Annotated in this window: 14 protein-coding genes; 5 read left to right on the top strand and 9 right to left on the bottom strand. The window is 53.8% G+C overall.

The genetic code is table 11. The features are described from left to right. Positions 1-134: 134 nt before the first annotated feature. From ACR0EO_RS14185 to mgrA, 3 genes are all read right to left on the bottom strand, one after another. The gene (locus ACR0EO_RS14185; protein ID WP_480690978.1) at positions 135-3,446 is read right to left on the bottom strand and encodes an adenylate/guanylate cyclase domain-containing protein; all 3,312 of its coding nucleotides are present in this window, start codon (positions 3,444-3,446) and stop codon (positions 135-137) included. A gap of 249 nt (positions 3,447-3,695) precedes the next feature. Beyond that, the gene (locus ACR0EO_RS14180) at positions 3,696-5,675 is read right to left on the bottom strand and encodes a bifunctional 2',3'-cyclic-nucleotide 2'-phosphodiesterase/3'-nucleotidase (protein ID WP_480690976.1); all 1,980 of its coding nucleotides are present in this window, start codon (positions 5,673-5,675) and stop codon (positions 3,696-3,698) included. Between the two features lie 527 nt (positions 5,676-6,202). After that, entirely contained in the window at positions 6,203-7,270 is a 1,068-nt protein-coding gene (gene mgrA, locus ACR0EO_RS14175) for an L-glyceraldehyde 3-phosphate reductase (RefSeq protein WP_480690974.1), read from the bottom strand. 260 nt (positions 7,271-7,530) lie between these two features. Here mgrA and ACR0EO_RS14170 point away from each other — a divergent pair, with 260 nt between their 5' ends. From ACR0EO_RS14170 to ACR0EO_RS14155, 4 genes are all read left to right on the top strand, one after another. Further along, on the top strand, positions 7,531-8,808 hold the full coding sequence (locus ACR0EO_RS14170) for a tetratricopeptide repeat protein (protein WP_480690972.1): 1,278 nt from the start codon (positions 7,531-7,533) through the stop codon (positions 8,806-8,808). Positions 8,809-9,156: 348 nt separating this feature from the next. Continuing rightward, positions 9,157-10,704, top strand: a complete 1,548-nt coding sequence (locus ACR0EO_RS14165; protein ID WP_480690970.1) for an FAD-binding domain-containing protein — start codon at positions 9,157-9,159, stop codon at positions 10,702-10,704. A gap of 12 nt (positions 10,705-10,716) precedes the next feature. After that, positions 10,717-10,848 (top strand): DUF2256 domain-containing protein, encoded by a 132-nt coding sequence (locus ACR0EO_RS14160; RefSeq protein ID WP_480691029.1) that lies wholly within the window; start codon positions 10,717-10,719, stop codon positions 10,846-10,848. Beyond that, positions 10,845-12,089, top strand: coding sequence for an FAD-binding domain-containing protein (locus tag ACR0EO_RS14155; protein WP_480690968.1), 1,245 nt, complete (start codon positions 10,845-10,847; stop codon positions 12,087-12,089). The genes ACR0EO_RS14160 and ACR0EO_RS14155 overlap by 4 nt, the downstream gene beginning before the upstream one ends. A 291-nt stretch (positions 12,090-12,380) precedes the next feature. Here the strand turns inward: ACR0EO_RS14155 and ACR0EO_RS14150 are convergent, their stop codons facing one another. Both ACR0EO_RS14150 and ACR0EO_RS14145 read right to left on the bottom strand, forming a co-directional pair. Beyond that, positions 12,381-13,202: a hypothetical protein gene (locus ACR0EO_RS14150; RefSeq protein WP_480690966.1), complete on the bottom strand. Its 822-nt coding sequence runs from the start codon at positions 13,200-13,202 to the stop codon at positions 12,381-12,383. A 270-nt stretch (positions 13,203-13,472) separates the two neighbouring features. Beyond that, positions 13,473-13,727: a hypothetical protein gene (locus ACR0EO_RS14145; RefSeq protein ID WP_480690964.1), complete on the bottom strand. Its 255-nt coding sequence runs from the start codon at positions 13,725-13,727 to the stop codon at positions 13,473-13,475. A 35-nt stretch (positions 13,728-13,762) separates the two neighbouring features. Between ACR0EO_RS14145 and ACR0EO_RS14140 the strand changes: the two genes are divergently transcribed. Then, entirely contained in the window at positions 13,763-14,311 is a 549-nt protein-coding gene (locus tag ACR0EO_RS14140) for a GIY-YIG nuclease family protein (RefSeq protein ID WP_480690962.1), read from the top strand. Between the two features lie 714 nt (positions 14,312-15,025). Here ACR0EO_RS14140 and ACR0EO_RS14135 read toward each other — a convergent pair. From ACR0EO_RS14135 to ACR0EO_RS14120, 4 genes are read right to left on the bottom strand one after another with little or no spacing between them, the layout of a single operon-like run. Then, positions 15,026-20,590: an AAA family ATPase gene (locus tag ACR0EO_RS14135; protein WP_480690960.1), complete on the bottom strand. Its 5,565-nt coding sequence runs from the start codon at positions 20,588-20,590 to the stop codon at positions 15,026-15,028. Next, a complete protein-coding gene (locus tag ACR0EO_RS14130) occupies positions 20,583-21,896 on the bottom strand; it encodes a tryptophan 7-halogenase (protein WP_480690958.1) in 1,314 nt (437 codons plus the stop codon). The genes ACR0EO_RS14135 and ACR0EO_RS14130 overlap by 8 nt, the downstream gene beginning before the upstream one ends. Next, the gene (locus ACR0EO_RS14125) at positions 21,893-23,179 is read right to left on the bottom strand and encodes an FAD-dependent oxidoreductase (protein WP_480690956.1); all 1,287 of its coding nucleotides are present in this window, start codon (positions 23,177-23,179) and stop codon (positions 21,893-21,895) included. Before ACR0EO_RS14125 ends, ACR0EO_RS14130 begins: the two co-directional genes overlap by 4 nt. A gap of 44 nt (positions 23,180-23,223) precedes the next feature. Continuing rightward, positions 23,224-23,742, bottom strand: coding sequence for a hypothetical protein (locus ACR0EO_RS14120; protein WP_480690954.1), 519 nt, complete (start codon positions 23,740-23,742; stop codon positions 23,224-23,226). Positions 23,743-23,761 lie beyond the last annotated feature (19 nt).

Raw genomic sequence — 23,761 nt, 5'->3', positions numbered from 1 at the left:
CTAAGGTCCGCTTTCGGCCGCCCTTGTTGGTGCGGAGAGCTCTCCACGGGTCAGATACCGCGGTGCATCCAAGGTCCGGAAGGAACCCGAAGCGAACCCTGAAAGGGGTGCATCAGCAGATTTCAATAGCGTTTCTAATTAGCATTCAACGCTTGATCGATAGCTGGTAAAGATGACTTTAGACCAAATCCGACGGCATCATTGCGAAGTGATTGCAGAACGTCGCAGGCCTCTGCACTTTTTTGGTTGGAATGCCATGCTACAAGAGCCCGAGCTCTAGCTACATAAAAGTCCGACCACGGCAGATCCTCTTGCGCAAAAAAAGCTTCGAGAGATTCAGCATGCCGTTGGGCCTGCCCCCACTCTTTGCGCTGCAACATAACTTCGATAGCGTCGCGGTAGAAAAAGGGTTGATTGTGCCCCACACAGCCGTTGGCAATTATTTCCTCTGCTTCAGAAATCGCTTGGTCTTGCTCTATTTTGTCCTGAGTAACGCGGGCAAGATGACCAAGCATTCGGGGCCCACCAAAAGACATACCCAGTTTTCTTGCCCCACTAATTGCCTGATTGATCGATTCAAGTGCTTCCTGATGCCGCCCAGTTGCATACAAATGAATACTGTTGAACGACAATGCCTCTTGGACAAGTCTGCCCGCTCCCAGCTTTTTGCCCAAAGCTTTCACATGCTCACACAGAGTATCCACTGATGACCAGTCGCTGAGTTCAACAGCTGCAAAGAGAGCTGCAGCAGCAGCGTTCATTTCGGCTCGGTCGTGCCCAACGCGGCGAGCTGCATCCACTGTCTTGCGAGCCTGTTCGAGCACTTCACGGAGCTCGAGCATATAGATCTTTGTGTGACAGACCTGTGCCGCGTTTGCCACTTCAGTCCGCCCGTAACCATTGGCTCTACTTATTTCTACACATCGTGACAGCATGTCATGAGATGTTCGCATGCGCCCGGCCACGTAGGCTGCATCGCCCAAACCGCCGAGCCCCTTTGCTTCGCCCTCAGTCGAACCGATCTGTCTTGCATATTCGATGCTTTGCCGATGCCCCGCCTCACATCCAGTGATATCACCCTTCGGGAAAAGCAAGTTTCCACGTAAATGATGAAGGCGCATCAAGGTTTCAATCAAGTCATTGGCTTCTGCAATAGGCTGCGCTTGGGCCACAAGGTCGAGTGCCTCGTCGGTTTGGTCTATGATGCGCATGCCTTCAGCAATACCGAGTAAGGCAACGCATTTTTCCGTATTGTTTGAATGGCGAGAAAGAGCTTCCTGATATGCATCAATCGACTTTTCGGGCTCACCCAGTTCCCGCAGCAATTCGCCTAGCAGGCAATACAAAGCGTAGGACACATCAGTTTCGTCCGCCACGGCAAGACCACGCTCAGCCAGCCGCTGTGCACTTTCAAACCGCAGCACCGCCTGTTGCTCTTCTGCTGCGTGAAGATATGCCTGCGCTGCGCCCTTGTGCCCGGCACAGTCCAGATGTTCGGCATTTAGTGGGAGATCCTTGCCTGCAAACCAGTCCGCAGCTGCAAGATGAAATTCATTTCGACGCGCTCGAAGCAGTGAGCCATATACACCATCTCTTACCAGCGCATGGGAAAATAGATATCCGTCATCCTGCTCGCGGATAAGTTGATGTGCTAATAATTTCGCAGTGTCATACGAGTCATTTTTGATCAACCGACGTAATGAAGCGAGCGTAAACCGTTGTCCCAAAACTGAAGCGGCTTGAATGGCCGATTTGTCAATTGCCGGCAAACGATCAAGTCTTGCTTGTACAATGCTCTGAACTGATCCTGGAACTTGAACGTCGTTTGCCTCATGAGCGCTTCTGAGCAATTGCTCTAGGAACAATGGGTTACCAGCTGCCCGTTCTACGCAAGAACGAGCGAATTTGTTTGCGATGTCGACAATGTTGGCAGCCATTCCCATGGCGTCGGCCTCGCTAAGAGGGCCGAGATCCAATGTTGTGAATGGTGCGCCTGCCAAGGCCCCGCGCCAAGCCGGATCAATCGGGTCGCCTTCAATCCTCGAAGTAAGAACGATCATGATGGGCGCGCCAATTGAACCAAGTCCCAAACCAGCAATTTGCTTAAGGACAAGCTTATCCGCCCAGTGGATATCTTCGAAAACGATAAGTCTAGGAAGCTTCGCACTAAGCGCCCGGACAAGAGCAACAACAGTTTCCACTTTACCTGTGTTACGCGTCAGATTGTCCATAGCGTCGTAAAGAGCTTGTTCTTCTAGCGAGCGCGGCAGGTTCAGTAGGTCGTTGAGATGAACCGCATTTTCTGCGGTCACAAATCCGTCCGCAACCGCGCTCCTGGCCGCTGCGCGCCGATCATCACGATCTGCTCCCGCTGGTACTTCGAGTAGACTACGGACCAACGAGCGGATCGGGTCCTGTCCCATACCGACACCGAAATCAAGAACAAGGGTGCGGTGACACAGAAATCCATTCTCTGCAGCCAAACGGCAGTATTCATCTGTCAGACGAGTCTTCCCGATTCCGGGATCGCCCCGGACTTGGATCACCTGCCCTCTTTCAGCTTCCTTGCACACTTTCAGTGCACTCTTGAATTGCTGCATCTCGGCCACGCGGCCAAGGAATGGAGTTGCATGCTGCGTTTGTGGAGCGTCCTGGCTGCCTCGCACTGAGTGCACTCGCACGGGCTCCAAAAGACCTTTAACGGAAACGTCCCCTACCTCTATAGCGCCAATTTTCCCTTCTATGGACCGGCGGACCAGCTCCGATATCAGAATTTCCCCAGCGGAAGCCTTGTCTGTTAGTCTGGCAGCTAAGTTCACCGACTCTCCGATAACAGTGTAATGGCTATCAGGACCAACGCCGCTTGCTACGACCTCACCACAAGCAATACCAATGTGAGTTTCCAACGGCCGTCCAACCTGTTCTGAAACACCTGGTATCGCGTCTTGGATCGCTATTGCTGCGCGGACGGCCCTTTCAGCGTCATTTCCGTGTGAAATCGGTGCTCCGAACACAGCCATAACGCTGTCGCCCACGTGCTTATCAACTGTTCCGCCAAAATTATTGACTATGCCGTCAGCTACTTCGAAGTACGCAGCCAAAAGCTCGTGAACCGCTTCGGAATCAATCGATGAAGATAATTTAGTGAATCCACAGATATCTGCGAACAAAACAGTTACTTGTCTGCGCTCACCAGAGCGTTGAGCAGCAGTTTTAGCTTCGGCATTTTCCTGTTCTGTCTCCACTTTCTCGTTTGCGGTTTCGCTGATTTTCGCGATCGCTTCGAGCAGTTTCCGCCTGTGACCGACCGCAGTTACACCGATATCTTTCAGGTCTTCCACTGTGAGGTGAGCAAGAACGTGTCCATCGACAAAGTTCTCCTCAAAAGCGTCGGCATATTCGCCGAGCCCAAGGTCTTCGAGCCAAGTGCGTACATCTATTTCCATGCAGGCTCTGTCTGTTGTTTCGAGGGCAAACTAGCATAGAAACCGTGAAAGGGTCCATCGAGCACACCCCTAAGAGCTGCGCGACACAGCCTAATCGCCACCTGACAGCCGAATTTGACTATTGCGAGTCAGAGTTGGTCACCACTTTTGAGGGCGTCTAAACTAAGGGCGGTTTTGTTTGCGAGGCTACAGATATATGCCCGCCACCGGTTTCATTTGGTGGCGGGTGATTTGCGTGCGCATATTGGGTCAGAGCTTGATCCGGAAGGCTGCGAAACCGTCTGAGCCTTCTCCGGCGTCCTCGATTGTGACACCATTGACGTCGCTCATATAATCCCGTGCTTTTGGGCCCGTCTCGAACAACACTGTCGTGTCCGCAAGAGGCGCAAAAGACCAGTTGGCATCTGCCTTTGGATCGATCGTGCCTTGCTCGACAATATAGCGCACGATGACGTCGCGGTTTGTATCCGGGGCTTCAAATACGATTGTGTCACCTAACGCCCCAGGGAATGAACCTCCGCCTGATGCGCGATAGTTATTGGTGGCGATGATGAACTCCATGTCATCCGTGACCGGTTGACCATCGTAAGTCAGGTCGACAATCCGCGCCGCATCAGGGTTAATCTCCTCCCCTTTGGGCCCGAAGCGCGACGGCTGGGACAGGTCAATCTGATAGATCACGCCATCCATCACGTCGAAGTTGTACGACGGGAAGTCCGGGTTCAGTAGGTTCGCATCTTTTGATCCCACTTCCACCTGATTGAACATTCCGGCCGAACGTTCCAACCAGCCCCTGACTTGCGCTCCGTTTACGCGGACCGCTCTGACGGTGTTCGGATAGAGATAGAGATCCGCGACGTTTTTGATGGCAATGTCACCAATGGGTACATCTGTGTAGTACTCTGGGCCGCCGCGGCCACCGGCCTTGAAAGGTGCTGCTGCGGAAAGGATCGGCAGGCCTTCATGTTCGGTGCCTTTCAGCATTTCTGCGACATACCATTTCTGCGCGATTGATACGATCTGGACTGAGGGATCATCTGCGACCAGCGCAAAATAGCTGTGCAGAGGGGCCGAGGTCTTGCCCACAGCGCGCCGAACATAGGCCAGTGTCTCTTCGTGATCTGTCGCGACCGAGTCGAGGACTCGCTGATCATCTCCGACCAATGCGGTGATTGAACGGTCTTCGTTTCTTTGGGAAATAGGTCGCGCCTCGGAAGTGGTGGTCACTACACGCCATTCATTCCCGTCTCGCTCCAACAGCAGATCAAGCAGGCCAAGATGTGACCCCCAGAATCCGCCCATCACGGCGGGTTTGCCCATAAGCGTGCCTTTTTCAACATCGATCCCCGGGCGGTCTGCAAAGGTTGGCGACGGAAATACCAAGTGGTTGTGACCTGTAACCAGCGCGTCGATCCCTTCGACACTTGCAAGCACAACCGACGCGTTTTCCATGCCATCCGCATGGTTGGCATCACCAATTCCGGAATGCGACAGCGCGATGATCAGATCACAGCCCTGCTCCTGCATCTCAGGCACATAGGCCTGAGCCGTTTCAATGATGTCCCGCGCTTCGACATTACCTTCGAGATGCTTGCGATCCCAGTTCATGATCTGCGGAGGCGTAAAGCCGATTACACCGATCTTGATCGGATGCTTCGTTCCATCACCCATTTCGATCTCGCGGTCGAGAATGGCGTAAGGCTGGACAAGCGTCTTGTCATCGCGCGGGCTTGCGCCTTTCTCCTTCGCGACGTTGGCCAGAACCACTGGAAAATCGGCACCTGCCAAAGAGGTCTCAAGGAAGTTTATCCCATAGTTGAACTCATGATTGCCCAGCGTAGCTGCATCATAACCAACTGTGTTGAACGCGGTTATGATTGGGTGGCTGTCCCCTTCCTTCATGCCGCGTTCATAGGCGATGTAATCGCCCATCGGATTGCCCTGCAGAAAGTCTCCGTTATCAACCAAAAGCGAGTTCGTAGCCTCGGAGCGGATCTCATTGATGATAGATGCCGTGCGGGACAGGCCCACGGTGTCTCGGGGTTTGTCAGCGTAATAATCATAGGGGAAGACATGAACGTGGATGTCGGTCGTTTCCATGATACGAAGATGGGCCTGATTGATGGCCGCCGAAGCCGAGAAGGGATGAAGTGTAATTGCAGCAGCACTTGTAGCTGTAGTGGAGAGAAACTGGCGACGCGAAAATAGCGGGCGGTTAGAGAAAGACATTGGGCACCTCTCAAATTGGTTGGTCAACGCGCCTTTTGCGGGCTATCCGCGACATCCGTATGACATCGGTTGCGAGAATACTTGTCGCGCTATTTTTAGGCGGTGATATTCAGCACCATAACCAAACATCATGGGTTTGCTAAGGTGTCGTAAGCAGTGAACTTGGACTTCACTTTGCTTGATCAAACTAACCCCAAAGTTTCCCGGAGATACGAGCCTGAACGGAGCAAACTCAATTCCGAAAAAGGTCTACCGTTAAGGATATGCACTCATTTTTGCACCCTTCCTTCACAGCTGAGCCAAAGATGGTTGCTCTTATCCGCAGGCTGTCAGTTCGCCAGGCACCCGAAATTCCCGCCGCAGCGAATTGCGGCTTCGGCTGGCCGCATTGCAGCGATAGAGGTTCATGGTCGCCCGCAGGTTTGAGCCAATCGGTATGGATGGCTTATCGGCCAAACTGCAAAAGCTACGGCCGCCAGTAATTGCAAACCCTAATTGATCTCGGTTTTACAAACGCCAATGAACGGTCATTCTGTTTCTGACGATCGTGCCCACAAATTAATGTCTTCCTCAGAACTGATTTCATCGATCTTATTCAACTCGTCAGCACTAAAGTCGAGATTATCCACTACGCCCGCGCAATCTATGATCTGTTCCGGTCGGGACGCACCAATAAGTGCGGTCGTCACGCGCCCACCTCTGAGCACCCAGGCCAGAGCCATTTGCGCAAGAGTCTGCCCACGTGCCTCGGCCATTTCGTTTAGAGTACGTACACTTGCCAGAGACCGCTCGTTGATCATGCCATCAAGTAGCGACTTTCCCTGCGTGGCACGGCTGCCGTCTGGAATGTCGCGTAGGTATTTTGACGTTAGAATTCCTTGTGCCAGCGGCGTGAACGCAATCGATCCCACACCAAGATCGTCGAGGGTATCGAGTAAACCGTCCCGCTCCACCCAACGGTTCAGCAAGTTGTAAGATGGCTGGTGAATCAGACAAGGTGTCCCAAGGTCGTTGAGAATCTTTACCGCCTCGCGCGTGCGTTGGGAGTTGTAGCTTGAGATACCTGCGTACAGCGCGCGACCCGACCGCACGATATGATCCAATGCCCCCATCGTCTCTTCTAGCGGGGTATCCGGATCAAAACGATGGGAATAAAAGATGTCGACGTAATCAAGCCCCATACGCGCGAGTGACTGATCACAAGACGCGATAAGGTATTTGCGTGAACCCCATTCCCCATTAGGCCCCGGCCACATGTCGTAGCCTGCTTTGGAGGAAATGATCAGTTCATCCCTGTAGCCCGCGAAATCCGTTTTGAGGATTTCACCAAATGCCTCTTCGGCCGAACCGGGTGGTGGACCATAGTTGTTTGCCAGATCAAAGTGAGTGATGCCGTGATCAAACGCGGTCCGGCACATGGCGCGCTTGTTTTCGTGGGCAGAGTCCGCACCAAAATTGTGCCATAACCCTAGGCTGACGACAGGAAGCTTCACACCAGAGCGCCCACATCGCCGATAGACCATCCGCTCATAGCGGTCCGGCTCTGGACTATAGGGAACTGTTTTCGGTTTTGGCGGTCGTTGAGCTTTGGTCATGCGCACATAATCAACGGATTGTTGGGCCTGTCAAACGGATCACCGGGAGAACGATCAACACAAGTCTCGGTCCGTTCTGCGTGGGTGGCTAAGGTTTTTCTTACTCAAAGTATCAAAACCTCATGATTTGATCAGTTGCATTCCATTGCTCGGATACAGTCAGCTTTTCACTCAACTCCTTGGGCTTTCTATTTTTGTGGTAGCATCGAGCAATTGCGGGCGCACACCTTTGGACTTGCTCGCGAAATGGAGGTGGGAAAATGTTGGCTGATCGATACGGACTTGCTCTGACAACCAATGACCCTACAGCGCGGGACGCCTATGTCACGGGCCTTGATCACATACTTGCAGCCACTTTTGGCGCAAGCGAAGCCTTCTCCACTGCCATTGAGGCCGATCCCGGTTTTGCTCTTGGTTACGTTGGGCTTGCTCGGGCTCGAATGTATGAAAACGATATGGCGGGTGCTCAAGAGGCGATGGCGTCGGCCCACGCCTGCGCGTCCGGGTTAACCGAACGTGAGGAGGGTCATCTCGCAGCCTTTGATCTCTTGCTTCAAGGACGTGTATCCGAGGCGCGAAGCGCAATTCAGGAGCACGCTGCACATCACCCACGCGATGTTCTTGTTGCCCAAATCTGCACCAATATTTTCGGCTTAATCGGGACATCTGGCGAGCCCGGTCGGGAAAGCGCGCAACTTGCCTACACGACCAAACTCTATGATGCATTGGGCGAGGATTGGTGGATCATGAGTGTGCATGGTCAGGCGCTCTGCGAGGTTGGACGGCTTGATGAGGCCATGTCCATGATGGACGGTTCATTGGCCTTGAACAATGCCAACGCAAACGCGTCGCATTTCAAAGCGCACACGCTTTACGAACAGGGTTCCGGTGGGGCTGGTCGCGCCTACCTTGCCGACTGGATTGCAGATTATGATGTGCGCTCTGTGTTGCACGGCCACCTGAGCTGGCATCGCGCACTATGGGCCCTGGAGCAGGAGGATGAGACGGAGTTGTGGACGATTTACAAAGACGCTATCGCGCCTGCCGCGTCGCACTCTTTGCCGATCAATGTTCTGACGGACGCCGCCGCACTTCTGTACCGCTCCGAGATTGCGGGTCACAAGGTGGCACCCGCGCTTTGGCGCGACCTCAGCGACTACGCATCGCGGTTCTTTCCAAACCCGGGCATGAGTTTTGCAGACATTCATAGTGCGCTGGCCCACGCTATGGCTGGAGACGGAGAACGCCTCGCGATCCTGACCGAAACTCAATCGGGTTTTGCGGCAGACCTCGTACGTCCAGTGGCCAGTGCGTGGGGTGCGATTGCAAGGCAGGATTGGACGGTTGCACTCCAACTGCTCACACCGGTCATGGCGGATCACGCTCGCCTGGGCGGTAGCCGTGCGCAACGCGACCTATTGGAACTGACTTACCTGAATCTGTTGTTGAAATCTGGACATACTCAAGAAGCCCATCGAACGATTACAGCACGGCGGCCGATCTTCAGCGATACAGCGCCCGTTGTCGGCTTTGTCTGAATTCGAAGAGCTTCAGCTGATTGCCTCATTTGACAAAGCTTCCTTAAGCTAAGTTGCGAAGGACCGCTTGAGGCCGTAGCCAGACTTTGCAAAGTCAGCTTTCTACGCATTGCGGTTGTTCTCAAAACTTTCACGGCTACCTGCATCGAGCCCTAAGTGGACGAACGGACTACGTTTTGGTCCCCAAGTGTAGCGACCAACCGAGTGTTTGTGTCGCGCAAAGCTGACTAACACCGCGCGCGAACCAATAAGATATCCGCGACATGCGAACAGCCAACGTCTCTCGGTAATTCGATAGAGCGGTGCATTTTTTGGTGAGAACCGCGGACTTGGCCCTACATGCTCTGCATGAAAAAAGAAAACAAGCGTCGCGGCTTCAACGTGGTTTGGTTCAAACGTGATCTGAGGGTTCACGATCACCGTGCGCTTGCTCTGGCGTCGGCCAGGTCCCGCGTTCTACCGCTCTATGTAGTCGAGCCAGAGTTGTGGTGTCAGGCTGATATGGCCCGCCGTCACTGGGACTTTATTGCAGAGACACTATACGAACTTCAGGAGAGTCTCGCCGCGATTGGCCAGCCGCTCGTGATCCGCTACGGCGAAGCTGTCGACGTCCTGAACGCAATTCAAAGCTCAAACGGCATCGATGCGCTCTGGTCCCATGAGGAAACCGGCAACGGCTGGACCTATCAGCGAGATCGCCGAGTCGGTGCTTGGTGTCGCGCCAAAGGCGTGCCTTGGCATGAAATTCGCAATCATGGGGTGCAACGTCGGCTGCAATCTCGTGACGGCTGGGCCAAAAACTGGGACCAATTCATGGCAGAGCCGCAGGTGACCACCTCTGCCCTCGAGCCTTTGGAAGTTGTCCCCGGGGAAATACCATCGGCGTCGGATCTCGGGCTTGCGCCTGACATATGCCCAGATCGACAGAAAGGTGGCCGCGCGGCAGGTTTGGACTGTTTGGCGAGCTTTCTAAACTCACGTGGTCAGTCCTATCGCAGTGCAATGTCCTCGCCGCTTCAAGGAGCGCACGCTTGCTCTCGCCTCTCTCCTCATCTCGCGTGGGGCACGCTTTCCATGCGAGAGGTGGCACAGGCAACTCGGGCCCGGCAGACGGACATGCTGGCAAAACCTCCAAATGACGCGTTGGCTTGGCGCAGATCGATGAAATCCTTCACTGGGCGGCTTCACTGGCATTGTCATTTTCTTCAAAAGCTTGAGGATGAACCGAGGATCGAATTCGAGAACCTTCATAGCGGTTATGACGGTTTACGCAGCTCTGCGCCGGATCAGGCGCGGCTGAATACCTGGATAAAAGGCGAAACGGGGCTGCCTTTCGTCGATGCATGCATGCGGTCGTTACAAGCCACAGGTTGGTTGAATTTCCGCATGCGCGCGATGGTGATGGCAGTCGCAAGTTACCATCTTTGGATGCACTGGCGGGTACCCGGCGAGGCACTGGCGCGCCTTTTTACGGATTATGAGCCCGGGATCCACTGGAGCCAGGTTCAAATGCAGTCTGGAACAACCGGGATCAACACCATCAGAATCTACAATCCCGTTAAACAAGGTTATGACCAAGATCCCACTGGTGCCTTTACAAGACACTGGGTGCCTGAATTGAACGGGATCGCCGACAAGCACTTACAGGAGCCCTGGAAAGCGGAAAATGCAGGGTCCGTGCTTGGAAAGACCTACCCTGCGCCGATCATTGACCACTTGACGGCAGCAAAGTTCGCCCGCGAGCGTATTTGGGCCGTTCGGGATGGGCGCGATTTTCGCTCCATAGCTTCTGCCATTCAAACCAAACATGGCAGTCGCAAGAGTGGCTCTCAAAATTACCGTCAGCGCAGAACGACAATACAGACGACCCAGCTCGAATTGCCGCTAGGAGAGTGACACGACATGAAAATGCGCAAGAAACCCAACCTACCAACCAAGGTCTGTACAACCTGCGGGCGTCCGTTCGTTTGGCGAAAGAAGTGGGCGAGAGTTTGGGATGAGGTGCGCTATTGCTCCGCACGATGCCGGAGAAAGACATGAGCAACCAACCGTTGTTACCAGGGCTTGAGACCGGTCCAGAACGCATCACGTTCACCCCGACCCGAGATGAAGGGCTCAAGCGGCTTGACAGGTTTGTCGCGCGCGCGGGTCAGTACTATACGGACCATCGAAACTACGATTTTGGCCCGGGTCATCGCAGCAACGTCTCAGCACTTTCACCTTGGATACGCCACCGGTTGATCACAGAAGAAGAGGTACTGCGCGCCACACTCGCCCGCCACGCCCCTTCAACAGCAGAAAAGTTTATTCAGGAAGTTTTCTGGCGCACCTACTTCAAGGGCTGGCTGGAACAGCGCCCTAGTGTCTGGAGCGCATACCAAAGCGGCCTTATGCGCGAGATCGAGGCGCTTCAAGCGAACCACGCGATGGCTCAAGACTACCGCGCAGCGGTAAACGGCGCTACTGGCATTGAGGGGTTTGACCAGTGGTCCCAAGAGCTGGTGGACACGGGCTATCTGCACAATCACGCTCGAATGTGGTTCGCATCGATTTGGATTTTCACGCTGCGCCTCCCTTGGGAACTGGGCGCGGACTTCTTTCTGCGCCACCTTTTGGACGGCGATCCAGCCTCCAACACGCTCAGTTGGCGTTGGGTCGCCGGCCTCCACACCAAGGGTAAAACCTATTTGGCGCGGATCTCGAATATCTCGAAATACACCGAAAAGCGATTTAACCCTGAATTCAAACTGTCCAAAACTGCGAAACCTTTGGTGGAGAACGTCGAACACCCAAAAGTGCCAATCCCCTCGGCTGATCCATTTCCTGAGGAGGACTATCTTTTACTCGTAACCGAAGAAAACGCGTTTCCCGAGGATATGTTGCTGCACGCGCCGGCGGCAACGCTCGGCCTTTTGGCTACCGAGGAGCGCTCACCTTTGACGATCGGAAAGCGTGCGCAGGACTTTGCGTTTGGCGCTGTTGCCGACGCGCTTACGCGCAACGGAGGGGGCCAACCGATCTCGGTGGAGAGTTGGACGGACGCAATCATAGATGCGACACAAAAGGCAGGCGTGAGCGCAATCGTCACTGCTTACGCCCCAGTTGGGTCGGCTCAAACATCCCTCGCGGGTGCGAAGGAGGGCTTAGCTAAAGCGGGCATTACGCTCCACCAGGTCCGAAGCAAATACGACGATAAAACCTGGCCCTATGCGACCAAAGGCTTCTTCACGTTGAAAAAGCAAATACCTCAGATCCTGCTGGGCTTGGGGATTGGGGACTAGAGCCCGCCAAGGATTACATAAGTGCTTTTCAGATAGCCTTGCTTTTTGTCGTTACCCATCTGGCCCCAGGTTTGGTGAACCTGATTTGCTCATCACTGGGCAATGCTGCCACTGCCCCCTTTGTCCGCATGGCGGTCGCTCCGCATAGTTGAACCAAATTGTGCTTGTTATAATTCGTCAAATGACCGCTGAGTGCCCAACTCAATCGCTTTTCAACTCAGCGCACTCAAAAATGGCAGTTCAAGGCGAAATTGAGCTTATTAGTTGTTGTCAGGCAAAAGCAGCCTCGACTTAGAACCGCAGACCGAAGCCTATCGAAAAACCGGAAAACTCTTCAGCAACTACACCGTTTAACATTAAACGACCCGCTTGAACGGCCGGTAGGCCGGTCAAGCTAGTATCAATCTCAAGTCCGAAGCCAGCCGTCGCTAGCCAATCGGTATCAAGAACGGTTGCACTGTCACCGTGGTACAGCACAACGCCTGCATCCAGAACAAGTTGCGTTGGGAGTTCGAAAAGTTTGACGTCTTCCAGCGGATAGCGATGACGTGAAAACAGAGTTGTTTGATTGGAACTCGCACTTGCGCTCCCAGCCAGCGGCTCGTTGATCGGATTAAACTCCAAGAACGATTGACGGAAGCGATATTCCACCTGCCACGGCCCATATTGCGCCTCACGGAAAATGCCAAGCGAAGCGCCGACGCCGAATGCGTTTAGATTTCCATCGATCAATTCGCTGGAGCTGGATCCCGTTCGCAGCAAAGGAAAGTCGCCAAGAATGGCGTCCCCTGTTACTTGGCCGAGTGAGAGATGTCCGACCGGACGGATCTTCCACTCATTTATCAATGGAAACTCCCAGCCGATCCCGACCGTTGCTGCCACACTTGACCAAGTTACGTCCAACTCGGTGCCGGAAGCGATCTCTGGGAAAAAAACTACTGGATTATATCTTTGATAGGCAACAAGACCCTCGAAATACAGCCCGTTTCCAAATGGCTTGTAACCTCCTCTCAACTGCGTTGAACGCAGACTCTTGGTACCTCCGGACGCATCAAGAAAAGACAGCGAGGATAAAGTCTCGTTTGGTGTGGCCGCGATACTCAAAACAGACAAAGCCGCTCGTGCAGCAGCCTCGGAGGCATCAGGATTTACGCTTTGAGCAAAGGATGGACTGGTCGAATTTACGGCCGATAACAAAGCGAAAGCGAGGAGTCGTCTCAATGTATAGGCTCATTAACCAGAAAAACGAAGACTAAGCGATGTTTCGTTATCCTAGCATTACACGGATAAGAATGCCGCGGCTTTTTCCACATTTGTTTTGCAGTTAGTCAATTTGGTCTCGATTGTGACATTCCGAGACACCCCGTTCGGTTTCTTTATTGGTTAATGCGCTGATTTCACCAATCGATGGTGGCCGAAGCAAACGGCAGCTTTGTTCGCAATGAAGACAAAGCCAACGTCCGAGTTGCGCACGAACCAGACAGTCGGGTCGCAAGCTTCAACAACTATAAACAGCCCAAGATTGCCTTTAGCCATTTCGTCAAGTTGCTGCAATTCCAACTCACTTTGCGGGCATTCAACGCGGACATTCAGCCACAGGTTGCAAGCCGCAACATACCATCGTACCTCCGAATGCATAGTACTTTCCGTCCGATAGAAAGGAGAGCATTGTCTTGATTACTGAAGCGGTACTGGACCAAGCGCGCAACGACCTCGAGCATCGAGTTGCTGCTCTAAATGGCGTGCAGTTTGAAGATGTAGTTCAGCTAAATTTTTCTTTCGAGGAAATTAGAACCGGATTTGGACCAGGTGCTATCAGCGCTCGAATCAGAGCATTGCTCGGCGGGGGGATCAACGCTGCTGCCATTTACCGGCTCACCGTGAACAACCAAACCGGTGCAAACAGGTTGAGAAACGCTTATGTAAACTACGAACCACAAGACGGGCATGTGTTTGCGCGAAACAACAATGTTGCCAATAGCACCGTTGTCTATGTTGGCAGTTCTCGGAAAATTGGGCAGAGGCTTCAGCAACATTTGCACACCTGTGCCAAAGGCACCTATGCACTAAAAATGCATCTATGGTGCCCAGATGCAGATAATCGCATAAACGTGGAAGTCTCCACCTTTCGTGAAGACGTCGAAGCATCGCTAATCCAAGATATTGAGGATGCCCTTTGGAGAAATTCGCGGCCAATGTTTGGGAGATTGGGTCCTAGGTAGTAACGGCACAAACCTGCCATTGACCTGTAGCCCAAGATGCTGCGGCGCGGCTTACCGAACCTGCCATCCGCTGCTCGAGTTAGGCCCTGAGCCTCCCGAACTCGTTGCTAGTCGGCAGGCCGGAAGCATGGCGAACGTGAGGCTAGGGAGCTGGAAAGGCGAATACTATCCGCCCATCCTGTTCGAATTGTGTCTCAGAGACTAGATCGAACCGCTACGGGAAATCCCCAATATCTCGGCCACACCTCGTTTGTTAGGTTTGAGTTAACGGAGCAACCACACACAACTCCGAGACCCCCGAGATTGAGGGGCTGGCTTTACCCCCTCGTCCAGTCCCTCGCTCAGCCCATTTCCTCAATGTAATTGGACACGCAGATCCGGTTGCCGTTGGCAGCTTGGTTCAAGTGCATCTTGTTAACCAACTTGGGTAACTTCGATGCCACATCCATGCAGCAGGTCTCTTACATTTCGAAGGCACAGAGGAAGCCGAATGCCCAGCATCACCGGCAAACAGATGATCCCGGGACTGGCATTGAAGTATTTGAAGGGCGACTTTGTTTGATCATGGGTAGAGGCGACGGCACGAGCATATTGTGACTCAAACCGGAAACCCGATCGGATGTTGCAATGCTGCTTACGCAGTCCGCATAACCGCGCCAACGCAAATGGTTAAAACATTGCCGCAGATCCAGTCGTCAAAACTATCTCAAGAGTTCAGGAATTATCGAGCAACATTTTGTTTTTCTCAATAATCTCGGCAAGGGTCGCGCGCGCATCCGGCGGCACCGCAGTGAAGCGCACCAAAAAACAACCATCGTCGTGATGCCGTTTCATTACTTTAGCATAAAGCGTCAGATTGCTGTCAGACCCGCCTTGCCACTTGATTTGGAACTGAAGATTACTGAAAGGGTTTGGTGCTGTCTCGGATTGTATGCACGCTTCGACGGAGGAAAGCTTCAGAAGCTGGCCGTGCTGCGCCTTACCCACGACCTGTTTACCGACAACCTCTCTGTACGAGAGCGCAATGGGCAAGTTTATGTCTGCCATCTCCACAGATTGCGGTGAAAGGGTGATCGCATAGCTGCCCCCTATGCCAATCAATTCGTAAAGCGTCAAAAGATCGCCAGAACCTTTGGGCTCAACCGTGCGCATAGCTCCTAGTTCAATAGGCGTTTTGACGGCTTCGCGCGTACTATCTGCGATCAGTATCTGGCCACCGACAGTGTAGCTTTCGATCCTTGCAGCCAAGTTGGTTGTTCTACCCACAACGCTATACTTGGCGCGTTTGTCAGAACCGATATTACCAACGACGACTTCGCCCGTGTTCAGACCAATGCCCATCTCGATTTCCGGAAAGCCATTTCTGGTATTCCATTCGTTAACCCAACTCATCCGTTGCTGCATTTCCAACGCACATGCCAAAGCGCGGTCAGCATCATCCGGCCTTTGTAAGGGTGCGCCAAACACCACCAAGATCGCGTCGCCGATGAAGGCATCAATTGTGCCATTGTATTTCTGGATGACGTTGGTCATTTCGCTGAGATATGTATTCAGCATTGCCACGATGCTTTCCGGCGGCAACTCGTCAGAGAGGGTCGAGAACCCCCGCAGATCTGACATCAACATGGTAACTGTGGTTTTCTTCCCGCTGAAATCCACCCCATCCGCCGATTTCAACAACTGGTCCACAACTTCCGTGGCAAGAAATTGACCGAAGGTCTGTTCAAGAAATTTTGCGTGAACCTCAAGCTGCTCAGTACGCTCGCGAACTTTTTCTTCCAGATGCTCAACGATCTCAGCATTGCGCATAGAAACGGCAATCTGTCCTGACAGCAGCGACAGCAGTTGAGCTCGTTCCGGTTTGAATGCCGAACTCATCAGATTGTTTTCCAGATAGACCAGGCCAATCAATTCGTTCTGATGGAGGATAGGTTGACACAGAACGGAACGCGTTTCGTTTTGCTGAACGTAGGGGTCAACCATGAAACGCTCGTCAAGCTGAGCGTCATCCACCAGTACGACCTCGTGCATTCGCGCCGTGAAATTGATTACGCTGGTCGGGAGAATTCTGGATCCTTGGTCGGAATCCAGAGGAACGGGATTCTGGAATGTACCAACCTCGGATGTAACGCTGACCTCTGTCTCGATCATCAACTCATCGCCATGAGCAAGCAAAAGCACGCCGCGTTGAGCACCGGCGTTTTCGATCAGAATTCCAAGCAACCGATCCAGAAGCCGCCCCTGCACCACTTCCGCTGAGATCGTCTGAGCCGCTTTCAGCAGCGTATTCAGGTCAAGGTCCTGTCCTAGGAATTGATTGGTGGTTCTTTCGGTAGTTGAAGTCAGGCTTTCAGCGATCTGCTGCGTGGTTGCGCGACGATCACGATGTTCGGTGAGGAGTTGAGGGAACTCCAGCTCAAGCTCTTCCACTTTGCGATGCGCGCCCCACAAACGGTAGGCATGCCGCGCATCACGTAGGTACATCAAACCGATCCGAGCGCTGGGTCGACGCTCAATAACGTGTCGCGCGGCCAGTTCACACGCCAGGGCCTCATCCTGTAGAAACCGGCCCTTTTGTGCTGCATCAATGGCCGCGTCTAACAGGTCCAGTACATCTGCATCTTTGCCGTTCAGGCGCGCAATTTCCGCCCTCACCATAAGGGTTTTAGCCAGGAAGTTGTCCGGACCGGACTCCGCCCATTGGTTCAGCCTTTCGTGATTTGCTTCCAGACGGCTTTGCATATCAGGATCGGGCCCGCCATCTCGAAGAAGCGCGGCGATCGAAAGCGATTGATAGAGAAGGTGGTCGGCAAGGCAGGGATGATTGACGACAAAGCTGAGGATCGGCTCCACCGAACGCGTCTCATCAAGCGCTTCTTGCGGTCGTCCGAACACATAAAGAGCTTGGGCTTTTAGAATTCTATAGAAACAGATGGCCATGGACATCTGGTTCTCTTCACATCCGGCCAGAAATGTTGCTTCGTCCAGATCTTCGGTGGAAAAATCTGTGCCGGATTGCGTACGTCCCGCCAGCGCTGAAAGCACCAGCCGATGCGCGTTTATCCCAGCTGCAGCACCGTGGTTTTGCGCACGTTGGAGGGTGTCCAACTGGGGTGGCATTGCATCCAATACGTCTTCAAGCGGTTTGCCGGCGAAGCTGTCAATCACGACGCGGTACATTACCAGATAACCCGCCCAAAGAATGTCGCCTGAATCCATCCCCTCGCGATAACCCCGTTCGATCACGGGTATCGCATGACGTACATGTTGCACCCACGGGATGAGCTCCACCCCGGTTACCAGACACACAGTTGCTGTAGGGGCACGTGCTCCAAACTTATCGCAAAGCCGCAAGGAGAGCTCACCGAAAGCCGCACCCTCGCGGTACTTGCCCAAGAACGCGCCGATGATCAGGCCGAAATTGGCAAAAAACAGTGCAGATTCCGGCGCGTTACCGTGCTTCAAAGACAATTGTACTGAGGTGCCGACAATCAGCGGGAAAAGCTCTTGGTTGTTCAGGAAGGCTGCAATGGTCAGATGCCGCAAGCTGCGTTGGGCCAGCGCGATTTCAGGGCTGTCGACGTCTGCATTGTCAAAAAGCGCCGCCGGGTTTGTGGCCCCAAGCATCGCCGCTGCCTGGCCGATCGCGTTTTGGCCGGCTTCTTCCAGATTGTCGAGGCTCATCTGGACGCCGACGAGCGCCAGAGCCTTGATGCCTGCATCAATGGCTTCGTCGAATTCCATCAGCAAAGTATGCTGCGCAATTCTAGTGAAGTAGATTTCCGCCCTTTCAAGGTCAGTTCGTGCGTGTGCCAACGTTGTGGTCACAATTTCGGTGCATCGCTCGAAATTGCCAGTCAAGTATTCGAGCGCTGCGGACAGGCGCTGAGCTTCAAACATCAGCTCATAGTTTTCGTCCCAGCCGTCCGGCCCCAAAAGTTCTGCCGCGACGTTCACGAAAGACAGCGCGGCCTCATAGGCAGCCGAGTCAAACGCCCTGCGCGCGGCAATCAGGTCAAGATGCGCAAGATCGAGCTGCTCGGCTCGGTCCTCCATTCCGCCCCGCCCGATGTTGAGTTGATCGACAACTTCAAAAATTCGGTCATTCAATTCTTCCGGTGTCAACCGGGTTCTGAGCTGGCGTCCAATGGCAAGATGGACGCTGTTGTGACCGTCAGTGTCGATTAGATCATAGGCAGCCTGCTGAATACGGTCGTGTTGGAACTCAAAGTCCCGCACGATAAGTGGGGATAAGACGTTTTCCGTCTCCGTCACGACCAGATCAGAGAGCGGCTGGATCATCTCCTCCTGAATGGCCGGCAGCAGGCGTTCAAACGCTTCCTTAGGTTCGATTTTCAAGATCAGCGCGAGTGTATCAATGTCAAAACGGTTGCCAATACAGGACGCGATTTGCAGGGCGGATTGTGTGCCCTGCTCCAACCTGCGCAGTTTTTCCAACAGAAGGTCGACCACATTGTCGGTGATCTGTACCGCGCGGATCGCCTGAATATCCCATGTCCATTTCGTGGACACGTTGGAGTTTGCTGCCTTTTGGACAATCAGCTTTTCGTAATGCAGGTCCATCAGAAACTGCCGTGTGAAAAGCGGATTGCCTTGGGTCTTTTGCACCACAAGTTGCGCCAGATCGATCACCTGTGATGCATCCGCATGAAACGTGTCCGCAATCAAATCTGCGATATCGGAAACGCTCAGCGGGGCAAGTGACAAATTTGACAGACGCCCCCCCGCCTCCCGAACTGTTTCAAGTGCCAGCGACATGGGGTGCATCGCGTCCACTTCGTTGCTGCGATACGATCCAATCAAAAGCAGCCGCCCGATTTGGTCGTCGGTCAAAACAATCTTCAAAAGCCCCAGCGTCGCGCTGTCGGCCCATTGAAGGTCATCCAGAAACAGGACGACAACCCGGTCGTGGGCACAAAGCGCGCGCAAAAATCGACGAACGGTTTGGTTGAACCTGTTCGTCGCCTCTGTGGCGTCCAGCTCTGGTGCAGCAGGCTGTGGTCCGATGATCAACTCAAGTTCCGGCACAACATCCAGAATGACCGATGCGTTCGGCGCCAATGCGTCATTGAGTTCCTTGCGCCAGGTCGCGTGACGCGTCTGGCTTTCAGTAAGCAATTGCCGCACCAAGTCCTGCAAGGCGACCGTAAGGCCCGAATATGGGTCGTTTTTCTTGAACTGCTCGAACTTTCCCTTGATGAAATAGCCACGCGCCCGGGTAATCGGTTTATGAACTTCGTTAACCAGAGCAGTCTTGCCGACACCTGAAGTGCCGGAAACCAGCATCATCTCGGCTGGTCCATGACGCACTCTTTCAAATGCTTCGAGCAAAGTGTGCACTTCGTCATCGCGGCCATACAGCCGTTCAGGGACCGTAAAGCGCTCAGTATGATCCTTGAGACCCGGTACAAACCTGTCGAGATTGACGCCTAGCCGTACGGCTTCTAGGTCTGCAAGGATGCCAAGGGCGCTTTGGTAGCGATCCTCAGCCTTTTTGGCCATCATTCGCTGGACAATCTTGGACAGCGCAAGCGACACGTTCGGATTTTGCCGATGGGCAGGAACTGGTTCGCGGGCGACGTGGCAGTGAACAAGCTCCAGTTTGTCGTCGACCTCGAAAGGCGGCACACCTGTGAGCATCTCGTAGAAGGTCGCGCCCATCGAATAGAAGTCGGTGCGATGGTCAAGCGTTCGGTTCATCCGCCCGGTTTGTTCGGGCGAAATATAGGGCAAACTGCCTTCCAGAACCTCGGGGCTTTTCAGGATTGGATGCTCGGTCGAAAACTGCGTTGCAATCCCAAAGTCAATTAGTTTTACCTCGCCAGTTCCCGGATTGATGAGCACGTTTTGAGGCGAGATATCCTTGTGGATCACGCGCGCCTGATGAATGCCGTCAACAGAACGGGCAATCTGAATTGCGGTCTCAAGGAATTCTTCGTGTGACAGCGCTCGGGACGATAATAGGTCCGCGACAGAGATTCCATCGAAGTCCTCCAGAACCATCATGAGCGACTTGTCATGACGTTGTAGGTCCAGAGCTTTGATCACACCCGGTAGGTTCAGGCCGCTGGTAATCTCGAATTCGTTGCGGAAGCGCGCAAGCCTGCTGGCGCTGGGAAAATCGCTTTTGAGGATTTTTATGACAACGCGTTCACCATCAGAGTCGCGCGTTGCGCGGAACACAAACGAATTGGTGCTTTCATAGAGTGTCTCGGACAATTTAAAGCCCGGAACAAAAGACATCTGTACGTTAGCCATTTGCGCTGTCACCTACCGACATTTTATTTGCACCATAGTATCCTATACCATGGCCGACTTGTGCAAAGTTGAGTTCCGAAAAATTGCCAAACGGGATGAATTTCTTCAGCTTTGGCAGTATTTCCCGCTCCCACTTTTCCTGTTCTGTACAGGTCCCGATTTCTGTGCCGGGCAAATCGCGCCCGACATCCAGAAAATCGGTCATCGCATTCATATGGCCCGCCAGGTAGTCATGCCCGCTCGCGCGCTCAAGACTGCGGGACGCCAAGTTCCAGAACGGACTGTCCCATCGCGATCCACGCGCGTAGTGCCAGGTAATAAACAGTGAATTGCGCAGGACATAGGAGCGCATGGTTCGGTTCGCATGTTCCACGCCGCCCACGTCCGGCGCGCTTTGCGGGTGGTGTTCGGTCATCCAGCGCTGCGCAATGCGGACTTGCATGATCGTGGCGCCGATGGCCGTGGCCTCAAGTGGTTCGACGAATGACGCGGCATTGCCAATGGTGAAAATGCGACCGTCAAACCAGTTGCGGCGCATAAAGTTCGGAAAACTCACGCGAACCCGGATTTCCGTTGGTTCGACCTTCTCTTCTTTGAGAAAAACGTCGAAATCCGCCAATACTTCTTCGTCGCTGCTGAGTGAAGGATTGAAGACATACCCGCAGGAGGTCCAGTCCCGCAACGGAATTTGGAATATCCAGCCGTGCGGTCGGGCGACTAAACGGGACATGCTGGTTTTGGTACTGGGAGGCAGGCGGCGCACCATCGCGCGGCCAGTAGGTATCCAATCCATGCGAATGATCTCGGGGTCTTCTGGTGCTTGCGACCAAGCTCCCGAAGGAAATCCCCGCGCATCCAACACATAGTCGCAGTCCAGGTGACCACCGTCCTCAAAACCGATGGCTACGCCGTTGGGCAGAGCGTCAAGGGACACAACCCGGGCATCAAGCTGCTTTGCCCGCACATGGTCACTGATAATCCCTGTCACACGACCAGCGTCAAAGTGGTATCCGAAAAGACGCGGGGGCTGAAACCTGTTCACGAAATCCGTGCTATGCGATCCCCATCCTTCGTAGTGTGATCCAAGCTTTACTGTCGCGCCACAACGCGCGCCCAGTTCGTCTGGTCCGATGCCTGTGACCTCGTCCAGCCACAAAGGAAAGCGTGGTGTTGTTCCTTCTCCGACACCGATTGTCGGGATGCGGGAATCGTAAATGTGCCACAGCTCAGCCTTCGGGAAATAGCGGGTCATGTGGGCTGCAGCAATGAAACCGGCCGTTCCGCCGCCTAGTACAGCAATTTTCATGAAACGGCCTCATTTGTTAAGGTTTCCGGTGAGCGCAGCATATGCTGGAGTTCCAACAACATTATGGCCAAAGAAGGATCAAAAGGGGCAGCCCGTGTTAAGCTGTTGATCTGATCCGCCAAACCGGGTTGCGACGCAGCTGTTGTCCAATCGTTCGTTGCGATCATCCAAGGCAACTGGTTATGCATGGCAAGTTGAGACTGGAAGCGGTTTGCCGTGTTGATTGCATTACGGCCTAACTGATCCAAATAATCTTGCATCAACTGAACCCCTCTGGCTGCCGCCGTCATACCCAGCCCGGCATAGGGGTCAAGCGCACAGACGCTGTCACCAATTGCAAACAGATTGCCTGGCCAGAATGAGTATTGTTCGTAGTGCCGACGGCGATTTGCGGTGCGACCAAACAGATGCGGGGGTGTCACCGGCACTGCGCGTTTCAGGACGTCATAAAGTTCTGTGGCTGGTAGCGTTGCCGCCGACGCAAGAAAGGTCTCGTCATTGGTCGGCAATGGGGCATCTTCGGGAGTTTGCAGTATCACCCCCCACAGATTGTTCTCTGCCCGCATCATCATTCCTGCACGTCCATGGGTCGGCGCCAACGCAAGGCCTTGCCAGTCCGGCGTTTGATCTGGTGCCAACCGCACCCAACGTGAAACATATTGCCGACCCGGTGCGACTTCGGTCCGGGCGATCTGCGGTTGCCCACCATAAACATGGGCAAGCCAGCGTGGCAGACGCGAGGCGGCACCGCTGGCATCCACGACCACATCAGCATTGTTTAATACTTGCAAAGCGCCGTTGATCGACTGAAGCCTCACTCCACATACGCGTTCACCATCCCGCGAGACCTCAAGCCCGATGACGCGCTGGACCGTTTGAATCGTCACATTGCGGGCTTCGAGTAACACTGCTAGCAGCGCGCTTTCGATGAGCCCGCGTGAAGCGCCATAGAGGGTTATGCCAGTTTCAACCCTCGGCAACCAACCTGAGGCCACCCGCATGGCAACATCTGCACCCGCGTCATAAGCCACCGCACCGCGTGCAATCAATTCGTCGCGCCAACCCGGAACCAGTTCGTCAAAAGCTTGGGCTCCAGCTCCCATCAACATGTGCAGGCAGTGGCTTTGCGGCACTTCGGGGCGTATTGCGGGTGCGCCATCCAAAGGTTTCATGTAGTTGGACCGTTCCAGAACCGTAACTATGGCAAAACGATCCTTTAGCATGTTTGCGCAAAGCAGTCCCGCAATACCCCCACCGATGACAAGCGCATGGGCACCTTTCATTCGTGGCTTAGTTGGCTGTGAAACGGCTGGCTTTGGCAAGGGTATCAGAACGCGTTTTCGGGGACGTCGTAGGAAATTCGCTCAAAGGTTTGCGAGACGACAAATTGGAAACCGTCTGTCCTTCCTTCTGCATCGCGGGGAACAAATGGACCAATTATCCGGCGCTGATTGGGATTGAGGAAATACTGATTGTTGTAGTAGTCCCCGGTCGGGAAGTTCAAATGAAACAAGTAGGTTCCGGGGGAGCTCTCGACACCGTGGACTTTGACGTCACCGGTGATCGACTCGCAGGACTTGCCATCGACTTGCAGTTCAAACTCACGCAGCACAAACAGATCTTTAAGCGCCTCACCATGTTCGTGCTCTTGTATCAGCTCGTCCAGGCTTCCAAGGTCTTCCTGCCTGTAGTGCATTACTTTTCCGGGTTCTTTCCAGTCGATCGTCAGGATACTGGGTCCGGTGTAGAGGTACTTCCCCTTATTGTCATAAACGATTGAATGACCAGTCCACATTCCAATCATAATGTCGAATGGACGGGCATAGTCGAAATAGCTGCTAGTCATCTGGGGCTTCCTCACTCAA

This window comes from Ruegeria sp. BE9 (genome assembly GCF_056538765.1).
Note: the sequence above shows the minus strand (reverse complement) of the source record. Positions and strands in the feature narration are given on the sequence as shown.

Bases quoted from the DNA above. Each gene is read 5' to 3' on its own strand.
- ACR0EO_RS14180 (WP_480690976.1), bottom strand. From the start codon at position 5,675: ATGTCTTTCTCTAACCGCCCGCTATTTTCGCGTCGCCAGTTTCTCTCC.
- ACR0EO_RS14125 (WP_480690956.1), bottom strand. From the start codon at position 23,179: ATGAAAGGTGCCCATGCGCTTGTCATCGGTGGGGGTATTGCGGGACTG.
- ACR0EO_RS14170 (WP_480690972.1), top strand. From the start codon at position 7,531: ATGTTGGCTGATCGATACGGACTTGCTCTGACAACCAATGACCCTACA.
- ACR0EO_RS14130 (WP_480690958.1), bottom strand. From the start codon at position 21,896: ATGAAAATTGCTGTACTAGGCGGCGGAACGGCCGGTTTCATTGCTGCA.
- ACR0EO_RS14145 (WP_480690964.1), bottom strand. From the start codon at position 13,727: ATGCATTCGGAGGTACGATGGTATGTTGCGGCTTGCAACCTGTGGCTG.
- ACR0EO_RS14160 (WP_480691029.1), top strand. From the start codon at position 10,717: ATGCGCAAGAAACCCAACCTACCAACCAAGGTCTGTACAACCTGCGGG.
- ACR0EO_RS14120 (WP_480690954.1), bottom strand. From the start codon at position 23,742: ATGACTAGCAGCTATTTCGACTATGCCCGTCCATTCGACATTATGATT.
- ACR0EO_RS14155 (WP_480690968.1), top strand. From the start codon at position 10,845: ATGAGCAACCAACCGTTGTTACCAGGGCTTGAGACCGGTCCAGAACGC.
- ACR0EO_RS14135 (WP_480690960.1), bottom strand. From the start codon at position 20,590: ATGGCTAACGTACAGATGTCTTTTGTTCCGGGCTTTAAATTGTCCGAG.
- ACR0EO_RS14165 (WP_480690970.1), top strand. From the start codon at position 9,157: ATGAAAAAAGAAAACAAGCGTCGCGGCTTCAACGTGGTTTGGTTCAAA.
- ACR0EO_RS14185 (WP_480690978.1), bottom strand. From the start codon at position 3,446: ATGGAAATAGATGTACGCACTTGGCTCGAAGACCTTGGGCTCGGCGAA.
- mgrA (WP_480690974.1), bottom strand. From the start codon at position 7,270: ATGACCAAAGCTCAACGACCGCCAAAACCGAAAACAGTTCCCTATAGT.